Consider the following 21,006-nt stretch of genomic DNA (forward strand, 5'->3'; position numbering starts at 1 on the left):
ATTGAGCACCGATTGACTGGTTGACGGACGGTTGCCGCAGGGGTGCAGCACCGTCCCGTGCTTGGGGGCTCAACGTGTCTAAGATCACTATTGCACTGGAATCCGCAGTGGCCAGCGTGAAGGCCAATACAGCGCCTGAAGGGGAGGCACCGTCCGCACGGCAACGCGCCGGGGTGGATCGTGCTTTCGCGCATATCCTGCGTCTGATCGCGCCGCGTATCCGCCACTTCATCCGCCAGTACGGCCTTACCGCCCATTGGGACGATGCCGAGCAGGCCTGCGCCATCGCCGTTCACCGCGCGATCCAGGCCTACGATCCGGAAAAGGCGCAGTTTACCACGTTCGTGAACTGGCAGATCCGGGGCGAACTGCAGAGCCTGCGCTTTCGCCTGATGACCGACCAGCGCCCTTCGGCGAAGAAGGTGGAGGCGGTGACCGTCTCGCTCGACGCGATCGGCAGCGGTGAGGATGGCGAGGAGATCTCCATCGTCGCTTCCATCGAGGACGAGGAAGCACTGGGCCGCACCGAGGCCGCCGCGTCGGACTATCTGGCGCGCGAGGCCATGCTCTCGCTCACCGACAGTTATATCGAGCATTTGCGCAAGCTGGGCGTCGATCGCCTGCGCCGTCAGGCCCGTCCGAAGAAGGCCCGCAAGGGCACGGAAGAGGCCGAGGCGGCAGAGGGTTCCGGCGAGCGTCAGGCCCGCCGCGTCTGGCGCGCCGAGAATGCGCCGATCGATCCCGCCGATCTGGCCGAGCTGGAAGAGCGCCTGCTTCACAATCGCATGGTGGTGGAGAACCGGTTGTTCGACCTCGTTCCCGGCGACATCTTCGAGGATGAATCCGGTCTGCTGCGCGAACGCGCGCGCCAGATCGCCAAGCGCGCCGCGCGCACGATGTGCGAACTGGCCGGGCTCGATCCCCGCTTCGCGATGATGGCGGAATACGGGCGCCTGCTCTGCGCGCACTGACCTGCCGGGCGGGGCGTTGGGCCCGCCCGATCGCAGGCATCTGCAAAAACGATTGGGGAGGAGGTGCCTTGCGTGCCTCCTCCCCAATCGTTTTTGCAGATGCCGCTTCGCCCCGCCGAATTTTAACGAAGACCCGCGCACTTGGGGCCCAATCGGTGCTAGATTGTGGTTAGCCCGGCGTAACCCTGCAAACAGCAGGGCGCCGGAAGCCAGTGAGGGAGCTTTCCAAGACCATGAACCGTCTATCGGGCCGTCAGGCCCTCGCCCACGGGACAACCCAGGCGACCGTTCCTGTTGCGGCTGCGCGTGCCGCACGCCGTATCGCGCAAGGAACAGGGACTTTGATCGGCGCGGCGGCGCTGTTGGCCGGATTGTCCGGCACCGCGCATGCCGATGACGGTCTGCTGAAGCAGGCGGTCGGCGGGCCAGACGGCCTCACCATCACCGGCGGCGTGCGCGCGCGTGTCGAGGGGATCGACGGGCAGTTCCGGCCGGACAAGGCGAAGGACGACGTGATGTTCTCGCTGAAGACCACGCTGCTGGTCGACTACGACGGCGGCCCCTTCCGCATCGGCGGCGAACTGTGGGATGCGCGCGCCTATGGCCAGCACCACGATTCCTCGGCGGGCACCACCGAAGTCAATGCGATGGAGCTGGTGCAGGCCTATGTCGGGCTCGATTTCAAGACCGGCGACAAGAGCGAGGCCAGGCTGACTGCCGGGCGCTTCACCATGAACATCGGTTCGCGCCGCCTTGTCGCCCGGCAGCAGTTCCGCAACTCCACCAATGCCTATACCGGCGTGAACTTCGTGTGGAAGGACAGCAAGGGCGACCAGCTGATCGCGCTCTGGTCGATGCCGCAGCAGCGCCTGCCCGACGATGCCGAGGGCATTCGCGACAACAAGGTGGTGTGGGACCGGGAGAGCACGGACCTGCAACTCTGGGGCGCGCATCTCACCAAGGCCGGGATCTTCGGCGGCGTCATGGAAGTCTACGGTTTCGGCCTGGACGAGCGGGACAGCCCCGATGTGCTGACCAAGAACCGCCACCTGTTCACGCCCGGCATGCGCCTCTATCGCAAGCCCAAGGCGGGGCAGATCGACTGGGATCTGGAAGGCGCCTACCAGATGGGCTCGACCCGCCTGACGACTTCGGCGAGTGACATGAAGGACGTGAGCGTCTCGGCTTACATGATCCATGCCGAGGCCGGGCAGACCTTCAAGAGCAGCTGGCAGCCGCGCCTCTCGCTCGATTTCGATATCGCCAGCGGCGATCAGGCCGGGTCGAAGCGCTACAACCGCTTCGATACGCTCTACGGCGCGCGCCGCTTCGACTTCGGGCCGACGGGGCTTTATGGCCCGGTCGGGCGCTCCAACCTGCTTTCGGGCGGCGTGCGGGCGGAAGCCAAGCCGGACAAGAAGTCGGACGTGATGTTCATGTACCGCGCGCTGTGGCTTGCCTCGCGCACGGACAGCTTCGCCTCGACCAGCGTCAAGGATGGCAAGGGCAACAGCGGCCGGTTCGCGGGTAACCAGTTCGAACTGCGCTATCGCCGCACGCTGGTGCCGAACGTGCTGCATTTCGACACTGGCGTGGCCTATCTCGACAAGGGCCGGTTCCTGACGGAAGCGCCTAACGCGCCGCAGACGGGCGATACGAAGTACGGCTACTTCGACATGTATTTCGATTTTTGAGGACGGTTTTGAGGTCTGGTCCGTTGCGGGCCGGACCTCAGTCCATCGGCACCAATCCGGCCGAGAAAGCAATGCGCAGCGCTTCGGACAGGCTGCGCACGCCCAGCTTTTCCATCAGCTTGGCGCGATAGATCTCCACCGTGCGCGGGCTGATGTCGAGATCGTGCGCGATCACCTTGTTCGACTGCCCATCGATCAATCCCATCAGCACGTCGTGCTCACGCGGCGAAAGCTGTTCGAGCATGGCAATCGCCTGCTCCTTGCGCTGCGCGGCGGCGCGCGAGGCGGCCTGATGCGAAAAGGCGGATTCCAGCGCGGCGATCAGCTTGAGGTGGTCGCAGGGCTTCTCGATAAAGTCGGCCGCGCCGAACTTCATCGCCTGCACCGCGACTGAAACGTCGCCTTCTCCCGTCAGCACGATCGGCACGAAGCGCGAAGGCGCATCGCCGATGGCGGAGAGAACCTGCAGGCCGGGCGTGCCGGGCATGTGCAGGTCCAGCAGCAGGCATCCGGGTTCGAGCGTGGGCGCGGCTTCCAGAAACGCGTCGCCCGATTCAAAGCACATGATGCGGCTGTCGACGATCAGCGAGAGCAGGTACTCCAGCGAAGTCCGCACTGCATAGTCGTCGTCGACGATATAGATCCGGCGCACGGTCATCCGGCCTTCAGCTCCTGCTCGCAGTATGTCGGCAGCGTAAATTCGATGGCCGCGCCGCCGCCCTCGATGTTGCGGAGCGACAGGCTGCCGCCATGCGTCTCGACGATACGGCGGCAGATCGAGAGGCCCAGGCCCATGCCGTTGGTCTTGGTCGAGCTGAACGCCTCGAACGGGCGGTTGATGACCTGTTCGGGGAAGCCGGGCCCGTTATCGATGACGCGGATCATGATCTGGCCCTCGCCCGGCGTGAGCGTGGTAATGGTCACCGCGGGCGTGGAGACGTCGTGCGCCTCAAGCGCGTCGAACGCATTGTTGATGAGGTTCACCAGGACCTGCTGGACGTGGATGCGGTCCGCCAGGATCAGCGGCGAGGTGCCGCAGGGCCGGTATTCGAGCAGCACCCCGGGCGCCCGGCTGCGCGAGCGCGCAAGCTGGAGCGTATCGGCAATCACATCGTCGAGCGGCTCGGCGCGGATGTCCAATTCGCCCTTGGAGACGAAGGCGCGCATGCGGCGGATGATGTCGCCCGCGCGCAGCACTTCCTGACTGGCGAGGCGCAGCAGGCGGCGGAGCTGGTCCGGGCGCCAGTCGCGCTGCAATTGCAGTTCGATGGCGCCAAGGAAGTTCGAGGTGGCGGTGAGCGGCTGGTTCAGCTCGTGCGCCAGCTCCGCGCCCATCTCGCCCATGGCGCTGACGCGCGAGGCGTGGAGGAACTGTTCGCGCAGTTCGTGGATGCGCGCCTCGGTATCGAGTTGCTCGCGCAAGTTGCGCACGAAGGCGATCGAGATCTGCTCGTTGCCGACATTGGCGGCACCCACGGCCAGTTCGACCGGGACCTGATTGCCCGAACGGTCGAGCCCGGCGGTAATGCGCGTGCGCGTCGGGCGGCCCTGCCAGCGTTCGGCCGCATTGGGCTGAGCGGGCGTGCGCGTGGGCGCGTGCTGCACTTTGTCCGCTCCGGCAGCCGGTTCGATTTCGGCGACCGGCTGGAAGTACTGCGGCAGCACCACGCGCACGTCCTCGCCCAGAACTTCGTGCGCGGCATAGCCGAACAGCGCCTCGGCCGTGGCGGAGAAGCTGCGGACATGGCCATGCTCGTCGATGGTGATCATCGCTTCGGGCACGGTTTCAAGGATCGAGCGCAGTTCGGATTCGCGCGATTCCAGCATTTCGGCGCGCTGCTCGCGCTCGGTCGAATCCATCACGATGCCGATCACGCCGATCCCGCCGGAGCCGGGATCGCGGTGGACCAGCACGGTGCCCTCGATGACATGCGGCTGGTCTGGGCGGCGCGACTGGAGGCGGAAGGCGTAGCGGCCGGGCTGCCACGTGTCGGGCGGCGCAACCTCGCGCGTGAACGCATCGCCCAGATGCGCGCGCCACTGCTCCATCCCGCCCGTGAAAACACCCGGAACAAGCCCGAACAGCGTTTCCGCCTGGCCGTGGAAGCAGAACCGGTCCGTATCGCTGGACCATTCGAAAATGCCGAGGCCGTGGAGATCAACGGCCAGTGACAGGCGGGCCTCGCTCGCCAGCATGGCCTGTTCGGCCTGCTGGCGCGCGGTGACGTCGGTCATCGAGAGCACCATCATCGGCGGCAGGTCGCTGCGCGGCTGCACGATCTGGCGGGTCTCGAACACGCGCAGGCGGGTGCCGTCGCTGCGCAGTTCGGTCAGTTCGGTCTCCTGCAGCGCGGCGGGGTGCGTGCGCAGGTAGTCGCGCCCGGTGACTTTCACCGCGCCGGTCAGTTCGTGCTTGTTGAGCCCGATCGCCTGTTCGGCGGTCCAGCCGTAGAGCCGCGTGCAACCGTCCGACCAGCGCAGCACGCGCCCTTCGAGGTCGGTGATGGCGATAGGGGCGGAATCGAGCGCGGCATCGATGGCCCAGCGCGCGCTGCTCTCGCGGCCGATGCGCAGCCACGCCCAGGCGATCACCGCGCAGGAGGCCGTCACTTGCAGCGCGGCCAGGAAGATCACCACTGCCTCGGGCGCGAGCGCGGTATGCTTGTGGGCCCAGAACTGGGTGAGCGCCGAGACGACCGGCAGGATGACCGACAGCCCCAGCGTCCATTGCAGCGTGGAGGCGCCGAACCCGCAGGCCGGTTTGCGCGGCCAGGCATATTCGCGGCGCATCAGCACGATGGCGATGGCCAGCAGGCAGACCGAAAGCATCGTCGGCACCGACATCAGCGCGTGGCGGGTCGCTTCGTCCGGCCGGCTGACGCCGGTGGGCAGGAGGCTGCCGGAGATCGCCGCGATCGCGATGGAGACGCAGGCGAATGTCACGGTCGCGCGGCGCATCATCTGGCGCGGCGAGGCGACCGAGAACGTGGCAAGGCTGAGCAGCAGCAGGGCGATGGCGGGCAGTACGCCCGGCCGGCCCGGCGACGGACGCAGCTGCGCGACGACGGCATCGGGAAACAGCAGCGTGTCTATCCCGAGGGCGCGTCCGCAGGCTTCTTCGACGAGCGCGATCACGCCGACGAGCATGGGAAGCAGCAGAATGACAAGGGCAGCACTACGCCTGCCGCGCGCGGTTGCCCACACGGCCATGCCGATCGCCATGCAGGATACCGCGGTAAGCGGCTGCATGAGATAGCCGGTGGCGGGCTGTCCCGTCAGGCTGAGGTTCCCCGAGAACCAGCCCATCAGAACGACCATGCCGATGATTTGCGCCACCGCGACAAGGGCAGGCACAGCCGGTGCCAACGTGGCAGGAGGCGACCCGCTCCAGCGCGGCGGAGGAGGATTCAGTTCCTGCATCCGGGTCCGCTGTTTCCGCCTAGAATCTCAGGCTCCAAGGCGAGGGCCGCATTATCGCGTCGCGCGGGTTTGTAAATAGACGGGGAAGGGGCCGGGCGCGACATGCGGCCCGGTTTGCGGATAACCGGTTGATATTCGGTTTCCCGAAACCGGTGTTTTCCGGATATTTCCTGAAGAGTTTTTCAAAAATGCGATGAAGCGCAATTTGGGGCACGCGCGGATGCCGCGAAATCCCGGCCAGAATTCGCTGGCCAGAATTCGGGGGCCAGAATTCCTGTGGAGGCCCGCGCGGGCCGAATCTGGATCGGCTTAGACCGGCGGCAGGCCCTGGCCGACCACGCCGTTCTCGTTGGAAAGACCGTTGAGAATGGCGCGGTTGACGTCGATCAGGTCGTCGATTTCATCGCGTCCGGCCATCACGTCCGAGGTGTATCTGCTCACCCACAGGCCAATGGAAATGATCGTTGCCCGCAGATCGTCCGGAAGACGATTTCCCGGTATCGCACAGATATTTGCGAACGTGCCCCAGACCATGCGGTTGCGGTGCAGGGCGGGCATGAGCTTGACGCCCCTGAGCCCGGCGTCGCGCGCCGCGATCATCTCGGAAGTGATCTGGGTCATCAGCCGGTACTCGGTGCTGCGCGGCGAGGCGGCGACTTCCTGCACGCGGCGATAGGCATTGATTGACATGGTGGCTCCAGCGAATGTCGTCCGCGCCGATGCGCGCCCATCAATATAGGACGAAATCGCGGCGGACGGTCGTGCCGCGTGGTCTGTCGCCCCTCGTCCTTCAAAAACCCGCGTGCCGCATCCGGGGAGTGTGAACTTCTTCCTATAATCACGGCAAGGCTTCGGCCATTCATCATTCGCGGACCCATTCATGCTCAACGCCATCGGCCTTGTCGTCATCCTGCTGTGCGTCTTCGGCAGCTTCCTGATGTCGGGCGGTAACATCATGGTCATCTTCCATGCCCTGCCGCACGAAATGATGGCGATCGCGGGTGCCGCGATCGGCGCCTTCATCCTTGGAAACTCGCTCGAAACGGTCAAGAAGGCCTGGAAGGGCGTGCTGCGCGTGTTCAAGGGCTCGCACTGGAGCGAGGGCGATTTCCGCGACCTGCTGACGCTGCTGTTCACGCTGCTCGTCACGTTCCGCAAGGAAGGCGCCAATGCGATCGAGCGTCACCTGGATGAGCCGGCCGAGAGCAGCATCTTCCAGCGCTATCCGCGCCTGCTGATCGATGCCGGGCTGATCGAGTTCACCTGCGACTACTTGCGCATGATGACCGTCAACTTCGAGGACCCGCACCAGCTGGCCGAAGCGATGGAGCACGATATCGAGCGCCATCATCACGAGGAAATGCTGCCGCAGCACTCGCTTCAGATGATGGCGGACGGCCTGCCGGCGCTCGGCATCGTCGCGGCCGTTCTCGGCGTCATCAAGACGATGAGCTCGATCGACCAGCCCACCGAAATCCTGGGAGCGATGATCGGCGGCGCGCTGGTCGGTACGTTCCTGGGCGTGTTGCTCGCCTACTGCCTGGTCGGCCCGATCGCGCAGAAGCTCCAGCAGGTCATCGATTCCGACTTCAAGCCCTACATGATCGTCAAGACCGCGATCATCGGCCACGCGCAGGGGCAGCCCACCGAAGTCGCCATCGAACTCGCCCGCCGCATGACCCCCTCGCCTTACGCGCCCTCGTTCACCCAGCTTGAAGCGGCGCTCGACGAAGTGAAGGACCAGCTCAATGCCAAGCCTGCCTGAAGGCACGAGCGGCGAAGGGCCGCTCGCACTGTCTACTCACGCTTCGACCGTGACGGCCGAGGAACTGCGCGACCGTCTGGTTGCCACCATCGGCGCCATCGAGATCGATGCCGCAAACGTGGAATCCGTGGGGCAGGCCGTGCTCCAGCTACTTCTCGCCGCCCGGAACGAGGCGGATGCGACGGGTCGCCCGTTCGCCATCGTCAATCCCAGCCAGCCCTTTGTCGACCGCGTCCGCGCTTGCGGACTGGCGGCGCCGCTGGGGCTCGTTGAAGAGGAATTTCCCGCGTGAGCAAACTCATCCTAACTGTCGACGATTCCGCCACGATCCGCATGCTGCTGAAGGCATCGCTGAGCGCGCAGGGTTTCCGCATCGAGAGCGCCAATGACGGCGAGCACGGGCTGGAACGCATGCACGAGGTGAAGCCGGACCTGCTGATCACCGACATCAACATGCCCAAGATGGACGGCTTCGAACTGATTGAGGCCGTGCGCAAGACCAACGAGTTCAAGGGCACGCCGATCCTGGTGCTCTCGACCGAATTCTCGGACGAGAAGAAGACCCGTGCCCGTGAGGCCGGGGCCACCGGTTGGATCACCAAGCCCTTCGACGCCGACCGTCTGGGAGCGGCGATCCGCCGCGTCTGCCCGTGAGCGACGAACTCGACGAAATCCAGGCGATCTTCTTCGAGGAGTGCGTCGAGGGTCTGGCGGTGGCCGAGGAAGGCCTTTCCGCCATGGCCGCCGGCGATACCTCGGCGGGCGTGATCGCCGGCGTGTTCCGCGCCGTCCACTCGATCAAGGGTGGCTCGGGCGCATTTGGACACACCGCGCTGCTCGGCTTCTCGCACCGGTTCGAGAACGTGCTGGACGAAGTGCGCGCCGGTCGCATCGCGCCGACGCCTGAAGTGACGCAGTGCCTGCTGGGCGCGTTCGATATCCTGTCTGACCACGTTTCCGCCGCGCAGACCGGCGGCGATGCGCCGGACGACGGGCTGATGCTGGAGCAGCTGGACGCCATTCTCGCGGGCGGCGGCGCGCCGGCCGCCCAGCCGGAACCGGAGCCCGTCGCGCCGGAGCCCGTTGCGGCAGCGGAGGACGAGTTCGGCTTCGTCCCGGTCGCGGCGCCGATCATCGATCTGGACGCCGATTTCGATCCCTTCGGTTTCGAGCCGGTGGCCGTCGCTCTCGACGATTTCGATGCGCCCGAGGCTGCCGAACCGGCTGGCTGGACGGTCCGCTTCGGTCCCTCGCGCGCGGCCATGGCCAATGGCGGCGAACCGCTGCTGGTGATCCGCGAGCTGGAATCGATGGGCGGCGAAGTGACCGCCGTCGATAGTGAGGCCCTGCCGCCGCTTGCCGAACTCGATCCCGAGGACAGCTACTTCGTCTGGACGCTGACGGTTCCCGCCAGCGTGGACGAGCGCGACATTCGCGACTGCTTCGACTTCGTTGCACCGGACTCGCTGATCGAAGTCGTGCGCGCGGAAGACACCGTTGTCGGTGGCGCCGAGCCGGGCGTTGCGGCGTTCGAGGAATTGCCGTTCGAACCGGTTCCGTTCGAGCCGATATCGTTCGAGGCCGAGCCGGTTCTCGCCGAACCTGTCCCGACCCCCGCGCCGGTCGCCGTTGCCGCGCCGGTCGAAGCGCCCCGGCCTGCGGTCGCCGCCCCGAAGGCGGAGGCGCCCAAGCCGGAAGCCAAGTCCGGTGGCGTCGAAGTGGCGCAGTCGATCCGCGTCGATCTCGGCAAGCTGGACCAGCTGCTCAACCTCGTCGGCGAACTGGTGATCCGCAGCTCGATCCTTTCGGACCGTCTGCCGCCCGCCGATCAGGAGCGCGTCGAGCTTCCCGAGCTTTCGCGCCTGATCCGCCAGATCCAGGACAACGTCATGTCGCTGCGCGCGCAGCCGATCAAGCAGGCGTTCTCCCGCGTGCCGCGCATGCTGCGCGACCTGATGGCGGAAACCGGCAAGCGCGTTCAGCTTGAGACCACCGGCGAGATGACCGAAGTCGACAAGGGTGTGATCGAGAAGATCGGCGATCCGCTGACGCACATGATCCGCAATGCCGTGGACCACGGCATCGAGGGTCCCGAGGAGCGCGAAGCCGCCGGCAAGCCGGCCGAGGGCACGATCCATCTCTCCGCCGAGCAGAAGGGCGGCCGCATCATCGTGCGGGTGCGTGACGACGGGCGCGGCATCAACCGCGAGCGCGTGCGCGCCAAGGCGATCGAGCGCGGCATCATCACCGCCGACGCCCAGCTTTCCGATGAGGAAATCGATGGCCTGATCTGCGCGCCGGGCTTCTCCACCGCCGAGACGATCTCGAACATCTCGGGTCGCGGCGTCGGCATGGACGTGGTGCGCTCGAACGTCGAGTCACTGGGCGGCCGACTGGAAATCAATTCGGTGCCGGGCGAGGGGACGACCTTCTCGATGGCGCTGCCGCTCACGCTCGCCATTCTCGACGGCATGATCGTGCGGCTTGGCGAACAGCGCTTCGTGCTGCCGCTGGCCAATGTGATCGAGACCGTCCAGCCCGAGCCGGGCCAGGTCCAGGCGACGTCGCCGACGTCCGAAGTGATCGAGCTGCGCGGCCAGTACCTGCCGGTGCGGCGCGTGGGCGAGATGTTCGGCCTGCGCTCGCAGCGGGCGCCCGAGGACTCGCTCGTCATCATCGTCGAAAGCGACACGGCGGGCCATGTCGGGCTGATGGTCGATACGATCGACAACCGCCGCGAGGTGGTCATCAAGAGCCTGGAGGACAACCTCCACCCGATCCGCGGCCTCGGCGGCGCGACCATCCTGGGTGACGGCGCCATCGCGCTGATCCTCGATGTCGACGCGCTGGTCGTGCCCGGCGGCGGCTTTTCCAAATATGTACTGAAAGGACTGGCGGCATGAGCACCGAAGCGATTGCAAACGACGAACGCAAGATCGTCACGTTCACGCTGGGCAACCAGCTGTTCGGGATCGAGATGGCCTCGCTGATCGAGATCCGCGAATGGGAAGAACCGACCCCGCTGCCCAGCGTGCCGTCCTATGTTCTGGGCGTCGCCAATCTGCGCGGTTCGGTGATCCCGATCGTCGGCCTGTCCGAGCGTCTGGGCTGGGAGCCCAGCGTGCTGCACTCGCGCTCGTGCGTGCTGGTCGTCACCATCGGCGGCCGCAATGCCGGCTTCCTGGTGGACGAAGTGCAGGACATCGTCTCGATCAAGGGCAGCGAGATCCAGCCCGCGCCCGATACCGAGGTCAATGACCAGAGCGCCATCGCCGGTCTCGTCAAGATCGAGCGCCGCACCTCGGACGCGTCGAACCCGGAAGCGATGTGCCTGCTGCTCGACCTCGAAGCGCTGAGCCTGACGCGTCATATCCCGGAACTGGCTGCGTGAGCACCGGCACTGCTTCTGCGGGCACGCTCGCGGCGAACGCGGAGCTGCGCCCCGCGCAGTTCCACGAGATCGCCGCGATCATGCAGCGCGAGGCACGCATCCATCTTGTCGAAGCCAAGACGACGCTGGTGCATTCGCGCCTTAGCCGCCGTCTGCGCGAGCACGGGCTGACCAGCTTCGCCGACTATGTTTCGCTGGTGCAGCGCGATGCGACCGAGCGTCATGCCATGGTCGTGGCGCTGACCACCAACCACACGCACTTCTTCCGCGAAGTCCATCACTTCGATCACTTGCGCTCGGCCGTGGTGCCGCAGTTGCAGGAACGCGCGCGGCGCGGTGAGAAAGTGCGGATCTGGTCGGCAGGCTGTTCCAGCGGCGAGGAAGTCTATTCGATCGCCATGTGCCTGGCGGGCGATACGCCTGCGGGCGCGGCCTGGCTGGAGCAGGGCGACGTGCGCCTGCTCGCCACCGACATCTCGCCCCCGGTGGTCGAGGCGGTGACGCTGGCGACCTATCCCGACGCGGCAGTGGAGCCGATCCCGGCCGCCTATCGCCAGCGTTGGCTGCGCCCGGCGGGCACCGGCTACAACACCGTTGCCGAACCGCTGCGCAAGCTGGTGGCGGCGCGCGTGCTCAATCTCTTCGACACCTGGCCGATGCGCCAAAAGTACGACGTGATCTTCTGCCGCAACGTGATGATCTACTTCGACGATACCGCCAAGGCCGAGCTGGAGGCGCGTCTCGTCGACATGCTGGTGCCGGGCGGCATGCTCTACATCGGTCATTCCGAACGCCTGATCGGCCCTGCCGCCACCCGCATGAAGCCGGTTGCGCAGACCGCCTATGCCCGCATCGACGGCGCGGGGGCGGCATGACCGAAACAACCGACAAAGTCCGCGTCGTCGTCGTCGATGACAGCGCGGCGATGCGCGCGCTGCTGACCAAGCTGCTCAACCACGATCCGATGATCGAGGTGGTGGGACAGGCCCCCGAGCCGCATGCCGCGCGCGAGATGATCAAGGCGCTCAACCCCGATGTCGTCACGCTCGATGTCGAGATGCCGGGGATGGACGGGCTTTCGTTCCTCGAACGGATCATGCGCCTGCGGCCGATGCCGGTGGTCATGTGCTCGACACTGACCGCGCGCGGTACCGAAGCGACGATCGAAGCGCTGCGCCTCGGCGCGGTGGACTGCATCGCCAAGCCTTCGGGCAATCCGCTGGAAATCGCCCAGGACGGCGCGCTGCTGCGCAAGATGGTCAAGACCGCCGCGCGCTCTTCGGTGCGTGCAGCCGTGGCCCGCCCGGTTCCCGGGCGCGTGGTCCCGGCCAATCCGGCACCAGCCGCCGGTCCCATGCGCGACGTGGTGATCGCCATCGGCGCCTCCACCGGCGGCGTCGAGGCCCTGTTCACGATCATCGGCGCGCTGCCGGTCGATTGCCCACCGGTGCTGGTGGTCCAGCACATGCCCGCGATCTTCACCGGCGGCTTCGCCGCGCGGCTCGACCGCGAGGCGCGGGTGACCGTGGTGGAGGCCAAGGACGGCATGCCGTTGAAGCGCGGGACAGTCTACCTCGCGCCCGGCGGCAGCCATCACATGGAATTGGTCGGCGGGACCAGCGGCCACGTGCGACTGGTCGCGTCGGACCCCGTTGGCGGCCATCGGCCCTCGGTGGACGTGCTGTTCAATTCGGTTGCCCGGCTTGGCTCGCGGGCGGTGGGGGTCATCCTCACCGGCATGGGGGCGGACGGGGCCGAGGGGCTCTCGGCGATGCGTGCCGGGGGTGCCCGCACGCTCGGCCAGAGCCGCGAGACCTGCGTGGTCTACGGGATGCCGCGTGCCGCTTTCGAGCGGGGCGCGGTTGAGAAGGAAGTGAATTTGTCGGCAATGCCCGAGGCTATCCTCGCGGCGTGCCGAAGGTAAATGGAGCGCGTCACATGCCGGCAGCGGCTGCAATCAAGGTAATGGTGGTCGACGACCAGACGAGCATGCGCGCGATGATCCGCCGCGCATTGCAGGATCTGGGTTTCAAGGACATTCGTGACAAGGCCGGGGCGGGCGAGGCGCTGGCGGCAATCAAATCGGACCGCGTGCATCTCGTCATCTCGGACTACAACATGCCGGACATGGACGGCCTCGAATTCCTCGAGGCGGTGCGTAACGATCCGGTGATCGGCAAGACCGTGTTCATCATGCTCACCGGCTCGGCCGACAAGGAGGTCGTCCAGAAAGCCGCGGCGCTGGGCGTCAACAACTACGTGGTCAAGCCTTTCGCGCCCGCTGCGCTGAAGGAGAAGATCGAGCGCGTCTTCGGTGAGCTCGTCTGATCTCCATGCGCCGTGTCTCCATCGTCCAGGGCGAATTCCATGTCGCGAGCCAGGAAGGGGTGGTCATTTCCACCCTGCTCGGCTCGTGCATCGCCGCATGCCTTCAGGACCCGGTGGCGCGGGTGGGGGGCATGAACCATTTCCTGCTGGGTGAGCCGGGTGCGGATAGCCCGGTCACCGGCGTCGAAATGCAGCGATACGGCGTTCATGCGATGGAACTGCTGATCAACGCGCTGATGCAGCGCGGCGCTCAGCGCTCGCGGCTGCGGGGGCATCTTTACGGCGGTGCGAACATCGTCGCCGGGCTTGGCGGCATCGGCACGAAGAACGGCGAATTCGCCCGCAACTTCATGCGTACCGAAGGGATCGCGGTCGACCGCTGCGACCTGGGCGGTACGCAGGCCCGCAAGGTGGAATTCATGCCGTTCGAGGGGCGGGTCCGCGCGATGCTGGTCAAGGACCAGCCGCTGCCCGCCGCTCTGCGGCCCGCGCCCCTCGCCGCGCCGCAGCGCACGGGCGAACTCGAACTTTTCTGATGACGGCGTCGCTCGATCGGCCGGCGAGCGACTACAGGGGGACCGAAGAAGTGACGATCATGATGGAAGGCGATGGCGCGCCGCTGTGCCAGGCGCCGTTTGGCCACGCACTCGCGCACGAGATGCGCGTGGCGCGCGAACTGCTGGAGGAACTGGCCGGAGTGCTGGTGTCCGACGAGCGCTTCGTGGCCGACTACCTCGACCAACTCCAGGCCTTCGACCTCATCGCCCAGCACGTGGACGAGAGCGCGGCCCTGCTCGAACGCGTGGCGGCCGGGCAGCCGCTGCCCGATGCGCTGGGCCAGGTCCGGCTCAATGTCATGCAGGCGCGCCTCCGCGCCGCGCTCGACTGAAGGAATACCTGAGTGGCGCAGGGCAACGGCGATACGACGATCGTCATCCGCAAGGTCAAGAAGATGGCCCGACCGGCTCATCACGGCGGGGCGTGGAAGGTGGCCTATGCCGACTTCGTGACGGCGATGATGGCCTTCTTCATGCTGCTCTGGCTGCTGGCGAACCCGGACAAGGCGCAGCTCAAGGGGCTGGCCGAATACTTCTCACCGGCCGCCGAACGCAACGCCCAGCCTTCGACGCTGACCAGCACGCCGGGGCCGCAGCCGGGCCTTGGCGGGCATACCCGCCGCGCCCAGGCCGAGGACCAGAAGGCGCTGGGCCAGCCCTCCGCCGAATCCGGCGTGAAGGGCGCCTCGCGCGGGGGCACGGCCGATGTGCCGGAAGCCGCGCTGCGGGTGATGGCGCAGGAAATGCAGCTCTCGCTCGAACAGCCGGTGGATGCTTCCGAAGGCAAGCAGAACGTCGATGTCGAGCAAGAGCGCGATGGCCTGCGGATCCACCTTGTCGACACCGCCCAGCGCTCGATGTTCAAGGGCGCGACGGCTCAGCTCAATGACTATGCGCGCGACATGCTCGTGCGGATCGCCCGCAAGCTGGCCGGAACCGGCGCGCAGATCGCGATCGAAGGCCACACCGATTCCACCGGGGGGCAGAGCGAGGCCAACTGGTCGCTGTCTGCCCAGCGTGCGCTTGCTGCGCGCGCGGCCATGGTGGGCGCGGGCCTGCCGGCCGACCGCTTCGCCGAAGTCGTCGCCAAGGCAGGGACCGAGCCGGTCTATCCCGACCATCCCGAGCGGCCCGAGAACCGGCGCATCACGATCGTCGTGATGGCCGCATCCTCGGCATTGCCGCAGGATGCCAGTTTCCGGTTCTGAAGGATCTACCGGGCACGATGATGCAAATTTGGAGCAGCAGGTGATCAGGAAGATCATGATCGCAGTGGCCGCGCTTGTCGGTGGCACCGCCATCGGCGGGGGCGCGGCTTATGGCGTTGTACAATGGGCGCCGCAATGGCTGCCGGGGATGCACAAGCAGCCCGCGGCCAGCGAATTCGTGCCGACGGGCACGATCCTGGCGCCGATCACGTTCGCCGACGGGCGCCTTTCGGGCTACGTCTCGTTCGAGTGTCAGCTGGAAGTGCCCAAGGGCAAGGGCGAGGAAGTGACGAAGCAGCTGCCGGTGCTGCTCAACGCAGTCAACATGCGCAGCTATCGCCAGCCGCTGGCGAGCGGGCCCGACGGGATGATCCCCAATCTCGACGTATTCCGCCGCGTGGTGATGGACGCCGCGCGCGAAGTCTACGGACCCGAACTCGTGCGCCGGGCGGTCATCACCCAGGCAGCACCGATCTGACACCTTCAAGGACACGTACATGCCGTTGCCGCCTTCATCCCGCCTCGGTGCCGCCGACGAGCTTTCGGGCTCGCTCGGTGCTGCCCCCGACCATGCGGTCGAGGTTGCGCCCGATTCCGGACCGGAAGCCATGAACCCGCGCGATCTCGTTGCCCGCGCGCCGCGCGTCACCACGATCCTGCTGATCGGCAAGCTGGCAGCGGGCGACCGCGAGACCCTGTGCCGCGTGCGCAACATCTCGGAAACCGGGATGATGGCCGAAGTGCACGGCAGCTTCACCGTCAACGAAGCGGTCGAAGTCACGCTCAAGGCCGGAGACACGCTGGCCGGCACCGTGCGCTGGAACCGCGCGGGCCGGATCGGCGTGGCGTTCGACGAGAAGGTCGACGTGCCCGAACTGCTGGCCCATGCGGCGATGCGCAGCGGGGCCGAGGGTATCGCGCGCGGGCCCCGCTTTACCGCCGATTGCCCGGTGGCGCTGCTGGTGGTGGGCTATCGCCACCCGGCGCGTCTGGTCGATATCTCGCAGGGCGGCGCCCGCGTGACCGTGGCAAGTGCCATGCCGCGCGACCAGTTGCTCGGCATCGCCATCCCCGGCCTTGGCGAGCACGAGGCGGCGGTGCGCTGGGTGGGGGAGGAGGCCTGCGGGCTGGTCTTCCTCGAACCGCTTGCGTTTGCGGAACTGGGCCCCTGGCTGCTCGACATGCGCGCCCGGTTCGGGAAGCAGGAAGACGGATCGTAACGGGGAAATCGGGGCCGGTGTCTATCCCGGCCCACCAAAGCTTTTGACCAGCGACCCCGCCACCAGCGCCCAGCCGTCCACCAGCACGAAGAAGATGATCTTCATCGGCAAGGACACGGTCGCGGGCGGCAGCATCATCATGCCCATCGCCATCAGCACGGCAGCCACGGCAAGGTCGATCACGAGGAACGGCAGCAGCAGCAGGAAGCCGATCTCGAAAGCGCGGCGCAGTTCGGAGATCATGAAGGCGGGCATCAGCGTCGACATCGGCAGCGCCTCGCGCGAGGCGGGGACTTTGCCGGAGAGCGAGACGAACAGCTTCACGTCCTCGTCCCGCACTTGCTTCAGCATGAAGGTGTGGAACGGCTTCTGCGCCCGGTCGAGAGCCTGCGTCTCGTTGATGCGGCCCTGGTTGTACGGGACCATGGCATCCTTGTACGCCGCGTCGAACGTCGGGGCCATGACGAAGAAGCTGAGGAACAGCGCCAGGCTGATGATCACCGGGTTCGGCGGCACGCCTTGCGCGCCAAGGCCCGAGCGCAGCAGCGAGAGCGCGACGACGATGCGGGTGAACGACGTGACCGTCATCAGGATGCCGGGCGCAAGGCTCAGCACCGTCATCAGCAGGACAAGCTGGATCACCCGGCTCGACACTGCGCCGCCGCCGGCACCGCCGCCACCAAGCCCGCCCAAGGCGTCGGGCGCGGCTGCCGCCGCAGCGGCCTTGGCCATCGCGAGTTCGGGCACGGCGAAAGCGAGCGCGGCACAGCCCAGCGCCGCGACAAGTGCGATACGCCGGTTCATTCGCCCGCGTCCCTGTTCCGGGTGATGCCGCTGCACGGCGCCGAATCCAGCATGATCACGCCTTCCGGCGCGATCAGCAGGCTGATTTCCTTGTAGTCGCGCCGGATCAGCACGACCTGACGGCGCGGATCGAGCGAGAGCCGCTCGACCAGTTCCAGACGGCGCGTGGTGTCCTTGTCGCCCAGGTTGGCGAGCCACTTCTGCGGCAGTCGCAGGTCGTAGCGGCGCACCACCCAGAGCGCGCCGACCAGCAGCCCCAGCACCACGGCCAGCGCCCCAAGGGTGCGCAGCAGGGCAAGAAACTCCACCGATCAACCCTCGCGCTCGACGACCTTGGTGATTTCGAGCGACATGTGCTCGCCGTTCACCAGGATCTTGCCTTCGGCCACCAGTTCTTCGTTCACGTAGACGCGGGTGGGATCGCTGTGGCCGCAGTCGAGCGGGATCACCGCGCCGCGGCTCATCTTGAGAACCTGCCGGATGGGAATGCTGGTGGAACCCAGCACGATCGACAGGTCGATGGGAATACCTTCGAGGACGGACATTGCAGTGCGTCTCCTTTCGCCCTCGTTATAGGAAAGAAAAATATAGGAGTGATCCGAACTAGGCAAAAAATGCCTATAAGGAAGCTGTCTGCACCGCAGGCTGACTGCGGACAGGGGAGCTAACACGATGGAATTGCAAGACTCGATCGACGTATCGGCGTCCGGCCTGCGTGCCCAGTCGCTGCGCATGCGCGTGATCGCGGAAAACCTCGCGAACTCGGACTCGGTCGCGACCACTGCGGGCGGTGATCCCTATCGCCGCCGCGTCGCCACTTTCGCCTCCGAAGTGGACCGTGCGACCGGGGCCACCAAAGTCTCGATCAAGTCGATCGAGGGCGACAAGAGCCAGTTCACCCGCGTCTACCAGCCGGGCAGCCCCGCTGCCGACGCCGGCGGTTATGTCGAGCAGCCGAACGTCAATCCGCTGATCGAAGCGGCCGACATGAAGGCGGCCCAGCGGTCTTACGAAGCCAATCTCAACGCCATCGAATCCGCGCGCGGCATGACCATGCGCACGATCGACCTGCTCAAGTAAGGAACCTGACCATGGCAATCGGAGCCCTCGACGCGGCCGCCGCCTATGGCCGCGCGATCAAGAACACTGCGCCCACGTTCGGCACGTCGGACGACAGCTCCACCTCGGTCGGCGGTGCTGCCGGAGACGGCGGCACCTTCGGTTCGATGGTGGAATCGATGGTCGGCGATACTGCCAACTCGCTGCGCAACGCCGAGACGCAGAGCGCCAAGCAAGTGGCGGGCAAGGGTGACCTGATCGACGTCGTCACCGCCATCGGCGCCGCCGAAACCGCTCTCGACACCGTGGTTTCGGTGCGTGACCGCGTGGTCAACGCCTATTCCGAAATCATGCGGATGCAGATCTAGCCGGAAGGGCAGGGGCGCGTCATGGACTCGGCTTCCACCATCGAGATTGCGCGCACCGCGATGGTGCTGGTGCTGACGGTCGCCGGCCCCATGCTGATCGCGGGGCTGATCGTCGGCGTCCTGGTCGGCCTGCTTCAGGCGTTGACGCAAGTGCAGGAAATGACCCTGACTTTCGTGCCCAAGCTGGTGGTGGTGGGCACGGTGTTGCTGCTTTCCCTGCCGATGATCGGCCATGCGCTTTCGGCTTTCATGGAGCGTATAGCCGACCTCATCGTCGCGGGTTGAGGCGATGGACGCCGCCCTCCTTGCCGCGCTGCCGGTTGATGCGACCACCTTCCTGATCCTGTTCACGCGGGTCGGGGCGGTGGTCATGCTGCTTCCGGCCTTTTCCGAGGAATCGGTGCCCGCGCAGATCCGTTTGGTGATGGCGCTGGGCCTTTCCGTCGGGCTTTACGGGCTGCTTGCCCCGCGCATCGGCCCGGTATTGCAGGGCCCGCAGGGCGGCATGGCCAACCTGCCGATCATCGTGATCGCGGAGATGCTGGTGGGGCTGGCCTTCGGCTCCATCGTCAAGATCATGTTCACTGCCGCCGCGATTGCCGGTTCCATGGCGACGCAGCAGGTCGGGCTTTCCTCCGCGCTGGTCAACGATCCCTCGATGGGCGGCCAGTCGCCGCTGCTGTCGCGCCTGTTCGGGCTAGCGGCGGTGCTGGTGTGCATGGCGTTCGGCGTGCACCACTTGTGGATCGAGGCCATCGTCCGGTCCTATTCTACTTTCCCGGTCGGCGGGATGCCGCCTGCGGCGGACTTCGCGCAACTGGCGATCCACGTGACCGGGCAGGCGATGGCGCTGGGTGTCAGCCTGGCCGCGCCGCTGATCCTCTACGGCGCGCTGTTCAACCTCGGCCTTGGCCTTGCCGCCCGCGTGGCGCCGCAGATCCAGGTCTTCTTCATCACCCAGCCGCTCAACCTGATGCTGGGCATTTCGCTGGTCGGCGTGACGCTGGGCTCCATGCTCACCGCCTTCGCCTCGGCCATGACCGCGTTCATGCAGGACGGATGGAAGTTCTGACGCCATGGCCGAAAGCGAAAAGGACCAGCGGACACAGGAGGCGACACCCAAGCGCCTTGAGGATGCCCGCCGGCGCGGCGAAGTGGCGATGGCCACCGAAGTCCGCCACGCGGCGATGCTGATTGGCGCGTTGATCGTCACCGGCGGCGTGGGTGCCAGCGCCTTTGCCTCGCTGGGCCCGCTGATGGTGCGCCTTTGGGGCAATGCCGACGAATATCGGCTCGATTCCAACGGAGCGCAGAGCCTGATGACCGGGCTCGCCATTCACTTCATCTGGTCGCTCCTGCCGGTCTTCGCGGTGCTGCTGGCCTGTATCGCGGTGATGGCGATGGTGCAGGGCCGCTTCACCATCGCCTGGGCCCGGCTCGCGCCGAAATGGTCCAAGTTCAATCCGGTGTCCGGCCTCTCGCGCATGTTCGGCAAGCGCGCGCTGATCGAATTCGCCAAGACGCTGGCCAAGTTCCTGGGCATTGCCTTCGTCGTGTTCAAGGTGCTGAGCCCGCGCATTGTCGGGCTCGACCAGCTGGTCGGCTATGCGCCCGGCGCGGTAGCCAGGGCGGCGGCCGAACTGATGTTCGACGCGGTGCGCGCGGCGGCGATCTCGGTCTCGCTGCTGGCGCTGGCCGACTATATCTACCAGAAGCGCGCCTTCCTCAAGCGCATGCGCATGACCCTTCAGGAAGTGAAGGACGAGCACAAGCAGAGCGAGGGCGATCCCAAGATCAAGGGCAAGATCCGCCAGATCCAGATGCGGCGGTCACGCCAGCGCATGATGGCGGCAGTGCCGACCGCCAGCGTGATCGTCACCAATCCCACCCATTATGCCGTCGCGCTGAAGTACGATCACGGGCAGATGGCCGCGCCGCTGGTCATTGCCAAGGGCGTCGATGCCATCGCGCTCAGGATCCGTGAGATCGCGACCGAGGCCAATGTTCCGATCGTGGAGAGCCCGCCGCTTGCGCGTGCGCTGTTCGCCTCGGTCGAGATCGACCGGCCGATCCCCATCGAGCACTACGCCGCCGTGGCGGAGATCATCGGCTACGTCATGCGCCTCGCCCGTCGCGGTGCCGGACGCCCTGCCGGGAGCAGCGTGCGGTGAAGGGAAAAAGCCCGATGACCTGCTCCGGCGCGCTCAACCATCTTCCTATA

The 21,006-nt window shown here is 66.4% G+C and carries 26 protein-coding genes; 20 read left to right on the forward strand and 6 right to left on the reverse strand.

The annotated features are described in order from the left end of the window. Window positions 1-74: 74 nt before the first annotated feature. Entirely contained in the window at window positions 75-971 is an 897-nt protein-coding gene (locus EDF56_RS14695) for a sigma factor (protein ID WP_132388712.1), read from the forward strand. Window positions 972-1,204: 233 nt separating this feature from the next. Then, entirely contained in the window at window positions 1,205-2,665 is a 1,461-nt protein-coding gene (locus tag EDF56_RS14700; protein ID WP_132388714.1) for an alginate export family protein, read from the forward strand. A 37-nt stretch (window positions 2,666-2,702) separates the two neighbouring features. Here EDF56_RS14700 and EDF56_RS14705 read toward each other — a convergent pair whose 3' ends face one another. The 3 genes from EDF56_RS14705 to flaF form a co-directional block, all read right to left on the reverse strand. Further along, window positions 2,703-3,323, reverse strand: coding sequence for a response regulator (locus EDF56_RS14705; protein WP_132388716.1), 621 nt, complete (start codon window positions 3,321-3,323; stop codon window positions 2,703-2,705). Beyond that, a complete protein-coding gene (locus EDF56_RS14710) occupies window positions 3,320-6,019 on the reverse strand; it encodes a PAS domain S-box protein (protein ID WP_165912199.1) in 2,700 nt (899 codons plus the stop codon). Before EDF56_RS14710 ends, EDF56_RS14705 begins: the two co-directional genes overlap by 4 nt. A 375-nt stretch (window positions 6,020-6,394) precedes the next feature. Next, window positions 6,395-6,775 (reverse strand): flagellar biosynthesis regulator FlaF, encoded by a 381-nt coding sequence (gene flaF, locus EDF56_RS14715; protein WP_132388720.1) that lies wholly within the window; start codon window positions 6,773-6,775, stop codon window positions 6,395-6,397. 190 nt (window positions 6,776-6,965) lie between these two features. Between flaF and motA the strand changes: the two genes are divergently transcribed. From motA to EDF56_RS14780, 13 genes are all read left to right on the forward strand, one after another. After that, window positions 6,966-7,850, forward strand: coding sequence for a flagellar motor stator protein MotA (motA, locus tag EDF56_RS14720; protein WP_132388722.1), 885 nt, complete (start codon window positions 6,966-6,968; stop codon window positions 7,848-7,850). Beyond that, entirely contained in the window at window positions 7,834-8,142 is a 309-nt protein-coding gene (locus EDF56_RS14725) for an STAS domain-containing protein (RefSeq protein WP_132388724.1), read from the forward strand. The genes motA and EDF56_RS14725 overlap by 17 nt, the downstream gene beginning before the upstream one ends. Then, on the forward strand, window positions 8,139-8,504 hold the full coding sequence (locus EDF56_RS14730) for a response regulator (protein WP_132388726.1): 366 nt from the start codon (window positions 8,139-8,141) through the stop codon (window positions 8,502-8,504). The genes EDF56_RS14725 and EDF56_RS14730 overlap by 4 nt, the downstream gene beginning before the upstream one ends. Then, window positions 8,501-10,753, forward strand: coding sequence for a chemotaxis protein CheA (locus EDF56_RS14735; RefSeq protein ID WP_132388728.1), 2,253 nt, complete (start codon window positions 8,501-8,503; stop codon window positions 10,751-10,753). Before EDF56_RS14730 ends, EDF56_RS14735 begins: the two co-directional genes overlap by 4 nt. After that, a complete protein-coding gene (locus EDF56_RS14740; RefSeq protein WP_132388730.1) occupies window positions 10,750-11,241 on the forward strand; it encodes a chemotaxis protein CheW in 492 nt (163 codons plus the stop codon). The genes EDF56_RS14735 and EDF56_RS14740 overlap by 4 nt, the downstream gene beginning before the upstream one ends. Next, complete coding sequence (locus EDF56_RS14745) at window positions 11,238-12,116, forward strand: CheR family methyltransferase (protein ID WP_243652609.1); 879 nt, start codon at window positions 11,238-11,240, stop codon at window positions 12,114-12,116. Before EDF56_RS14740 ends, EDF56_RS14745 begins: the two co-directional genes overlap by 4 nt. Beyond that, a complete protein-coding gene (locus tag EDF56_RS14750) occupies window positions 12,113-13,165 on the forward strand; it encodes a chemotaxis response regulator protein-glutamate methylesterase (RefSeq protein WP_132388732.1) in 1,053 nt (350 codons plus the stop codon). Before EDF56_RS14745 ends, EDF56_RS14750 begins: the two co-directional genes overlap by 4 nt. 14 nt (window positions 13,166-13,179) lie before the next feature. Then, complete coding sequence (locus tag EDF56_RS14755; protein WP_207904713.1) at window positions 13,180-13,569, forward strand: response regulator; 390 nt, start codon at window positions 13,180-13,182, stop codon at window positions 13,567-13,569. A 5-nt stretch (window positions 13,570-13,574) separates the two neighbouring features. Further along, window positions 13,575-14,105, forward strand: a complete 531-nt coding sequence (locus EDF56_RS14760) for a chemotaxis protein CheD (protein ID WP_132388734.1) — start codon at window positions 13,575-13,577, stop codon at window positions 14,103-14,105. Then, window positions 14,105-14,458, forward strand: coding sequence for a hypothetical protein (locus tag EDF56_RS14765; RefSeq protein WP_243652610.1), 354 nt, complete (start codon window positions 14,105-14,107; stop codon window positions 14,456-14,458). Before EDF56_RS14760 ends, EDF56_RS14765 begins: the two co-directional genes overlap by 1 nt. Window positions 14,459-14,521: 63 nt before the next feature. Further along, window positions 14,522-15,334, forward strand: coding sequence for a flagellar motor protein MotB (locus EDF56_RS14770; protein ID WP_132389536.1), 813 nt, complete (start codon window positions 14,522-14,524; stop codon window positions 15,332-15,334). 40 nt (window positions 15,335-15,374) lie between these two features. After that, window positions 15,375-15,812 (forward strand): hypothetical protein, encoded by a 438-nt coding sequence (locus EDF56_RS14775; protein WP_347812988.1) that lies wholly within the window; start codon window positions 15,375-15,377, stop codon window positions 15,810-15,812. Between the two features lie 19 nt (window positions 15,813-15,831). Beyond that, window positions 15,832-16,554 (forward strand): PilZ domain-containing protein, encoded by a 723-nt coding sequence (locus tag EDF56_RS14780; RefSeq protein WP_132388736.1) that lies wholly within the window; start codon window positions 15,832-15,834, stop codon window positions 16,552-16,554. Between the two features lie 21 nt (window positions 16,555-16,575). Here EDF56_RS14780 and fliP read toward each other — a convergent pair whose 3' ends face one another. Genes fliP through EDF56_RS14795 form a run of 3 tightly spaced genes read right to left on the reverse strand, consistent with a single transcriptional unit; the run spans window position 16,576 to window position 17,903 of the window. Beyond that, window positions 16,576-17,358: a flagellar type III secretion system pore protein FliP gene (fliP, locus tag EDF56_RS14785; protein ID WP_132388738.1), complete on the reverse strand. Its 783-nt coding sequence runs from the start codon at window positions 17,356-17,358 to the stop codon at window positions 16,576-16,578. Continuing rightward, window positions 17,355-17,666 (reverse strand): flagellar biosynthetic protein FliO, encoded by a 312-nt coding sequence (locus EDF56_RS14790; RefSeq protein WP_132388740.1) that lies wholly within the window; start codon window positions 17,664-17,666, stop codon window positions 17,355-17,357. The genes fliP and EDF56_RS14790 overlap by 4 nt, the downstream gene beginning before the upstream one ends. Before the next feature lie 3 nt (window positions 17,667-17,669). Continuing rightward, window positions 17,670-17,903: a FliM/FliN family flagellar motor switch protein gene (locus tag EDF56_RS14795; RefSeq protein ID WP_132388742.1), complete on the reverse strand. Its 234-nt coding sequence runs from the start codon at window positions 17,901-17,903 to the stop codon at window positions 17,670-17,672. Window positions 17,904-18,030: 127 nt separating this feature from the next. Between EDF56_RS14795 and flgC the strand changes: the two genes are divergently transcribed. The 5 genes from flgC to flhB are packed head-to-tail and all read left to right on the forward strand — an operon-like array spanning window position 18,031 to window position 20,956. Beyond that, entirely contained in the window at window positions 18,031-18,438 is a 408-nt protein-coding gene (gene flgC, locus EDF56_RS14800; protein WP_132388744.1) for a flagellar basal body rod protein FlgC, read from the forward strand. An 11-nt stretch (window positions 18,439-18,449) separates the two neighbouring features. Further along, window positions 18,450-18,785, forward strand: a complete 336-nt coding sequence (fliE, locus tag EDF56_RS14805; RefSeq protein ID WP_132388746.1) for a flagellar hook-basal body complex protein FliE — start codon at window positions 18,450-18,452, stop codon at window positions 18,783-18,785. Window positions 18,786-18,806: 21 nt separating this feature from the next. Next, window positions 18,807-19,070, forward strand: a complete 264-nt coding sequence (locus EDF56_RS14810; protein ID WP_132388748.1) for a flagellar biosynthetic protein FliQ — start codon at window positions 18,807-18,809, stop codon at window positions 19,068-19,070. A gap of 4 nt (window positions 19,071-19,074) precedes the next feature. Next, window positions 19,075-19,857 (forward strand): flagellar biosynthetic protein FliR, encoded by a 783-nt coding sequence (gene fliR, locus EDF56_RS14815; RefSeq protein ID WP_132388750.1) that lies wholly within the window; start codon window positions 19,075-19,077, stop codon window positions 19,855-19,857. Between the two features lie 4 nt (window positions 19,858-19,861). Beyond that, window positions 19,862-20,956: a flagellar biosynthesis protein FlhB gene (gene flhB, locus EDF56_RS14820; RefSeq protein ID WP_132388752.1), complete on the forward strand. Its 1,095-nt coding sequence runs from the start codon at window positions 19,862-19,864 to the stop codon at window positions 20,954-20,956. Window positions 20,957-21,006: the final 50 nt, after the last annotated feature.

The sequence above is a fragment of the Novosphingobium sp. PhB165 genome (assembly GCF_004341845.1).
Taxonomy (GTDB): domain Bacteria; phylum Pseudomonadota; class Alphaproteobacteria; order Sphingomonadales; family Sphingomonadaceae; genus Novosphingobium.

Coding starts and splice junctions, on each gene's coding strand:
- EDF56_RS14700 (WP_132388714.1), top strand. CDS start 1,205: ATGAACCGTCTATCGGGCCGTCAGGCCCTCGCCCACGGGACAACCCAG.
- EDF56_RS14705 (WP_132388716.1), bottom strand. CDS start 3,323: ATGACCGTGCGCCGGATCTATATCGTCGACGACGACTATGCAGTGCGG.
- flaF (WP_132388720.1), bottom strand. CDS start 6,775: ATGTCAATCAATGCCTATCGCCGCGTGCAGGAAGTCGCCGCCTCGCCG.
- motA (WP_132388722.1), top strand. CDS start 6,966: ATGCTCAACGCCATCGGCCTTGTCGTCATCCTGCTGTGCGTCTTCGGC.
- EDF56_RS14725 (WP_132388724.1), top strand. CDS start 7,834: ATGCCAAGCCTGCCTGAAGGCACGAGCGGCGAAGGGCCGCTCGCACTG.
- EDF56_RS14740 (WP_132388730.1), top strand. CDS start 10,750: ATGAGCACCGAAGCGATTGCAAACGACGAACGCAAGATCGTCACGTTC.
- EDF56_RS14750 (WP_132388732.1), top strand. CDS start 12,113: ATGACCGAAACAACCGACAAAGTCCGCGTCGTCGTCGTCGATGACAGC.
- EDF56_RS14755 (WP_207904713.1), top strand. CDS start 13,180: ATGCCGGCAGCGGCTGCAATCAAGGTAATGGTGGTCGACGACCAGACG.
- EDF56_RS14760 (WP_132388734.1), top strand. CDS start 13,575: ATGCGCCGTGTCTCCATCGTCCAGGGCGAATTCCATGTCGCGAGCCAG.
- EDF56_RS14765 (WP_243652610.1), top strand. CDS start 14,105: ATGACGGCGTCGCTCGATCGGCCGGCGAGCGACTACAGGGGGACCGAA.
- EDF56_RS14770 (WP_132389536.1), top strand. CDS start 14,522: ATGGCCCGACCGGCTCATCACGGCGGGGCGTGGAAGGTGGCCTATGCC.
- EDF56_RS14780 (WP_132388736.1), top strand. CDS start 15,832: ATGCCGTTGCCGCCTTCATCCCGCCTCGGTGCCGCCGACGAGCTTTCG.
- fliP (WP_132388738.1), bottom strand. CDS start 17,358: ATGAACCGGCGTATCGCACTTGTCGCGGCGCTGGGCTGTGCCGCGCTC.
- EDF56_RS14795 (WP_132388742.1), bottom strand. CDS start 17,903: ATGTCCGTCCTCGAAGGTATTCCCATCGACCTGTCGATCGTGCTGGGT.
- flgC (WP_132388744.1), top strand. CDS start 18,031: ATGGAATTGCAAGACTCGATCGACGTATCGGCGTCCGGCCTGCGTGCC.
- fliE (WP_132388746.1), top strand. CDS start 18,450: ATGGCAATCGGAGCCCTCGACGCGGCCGCCGCCTATGGCCGCGCGATC.
- EDF56_RS14810 (WP_132388748.1), top strand. CDS start 18,807: ATGGACTCGGCTTCCACCATCGAGATTGCGCGCACCGCGATGGTGCTG.
- fliR (WP_132388750.1), top strand. CDS start 19,075: ATGGACGCCGCCCTCCTTGCCGCGCTGCCGGTTGATGCGACCACCTTC.
- flhB (WP_132388752.1), top strand. CDS start 19,862: ATGGCCGAAAGCGAAAAGGACCAGCGGACACAGGAGGCGACACCCAAG.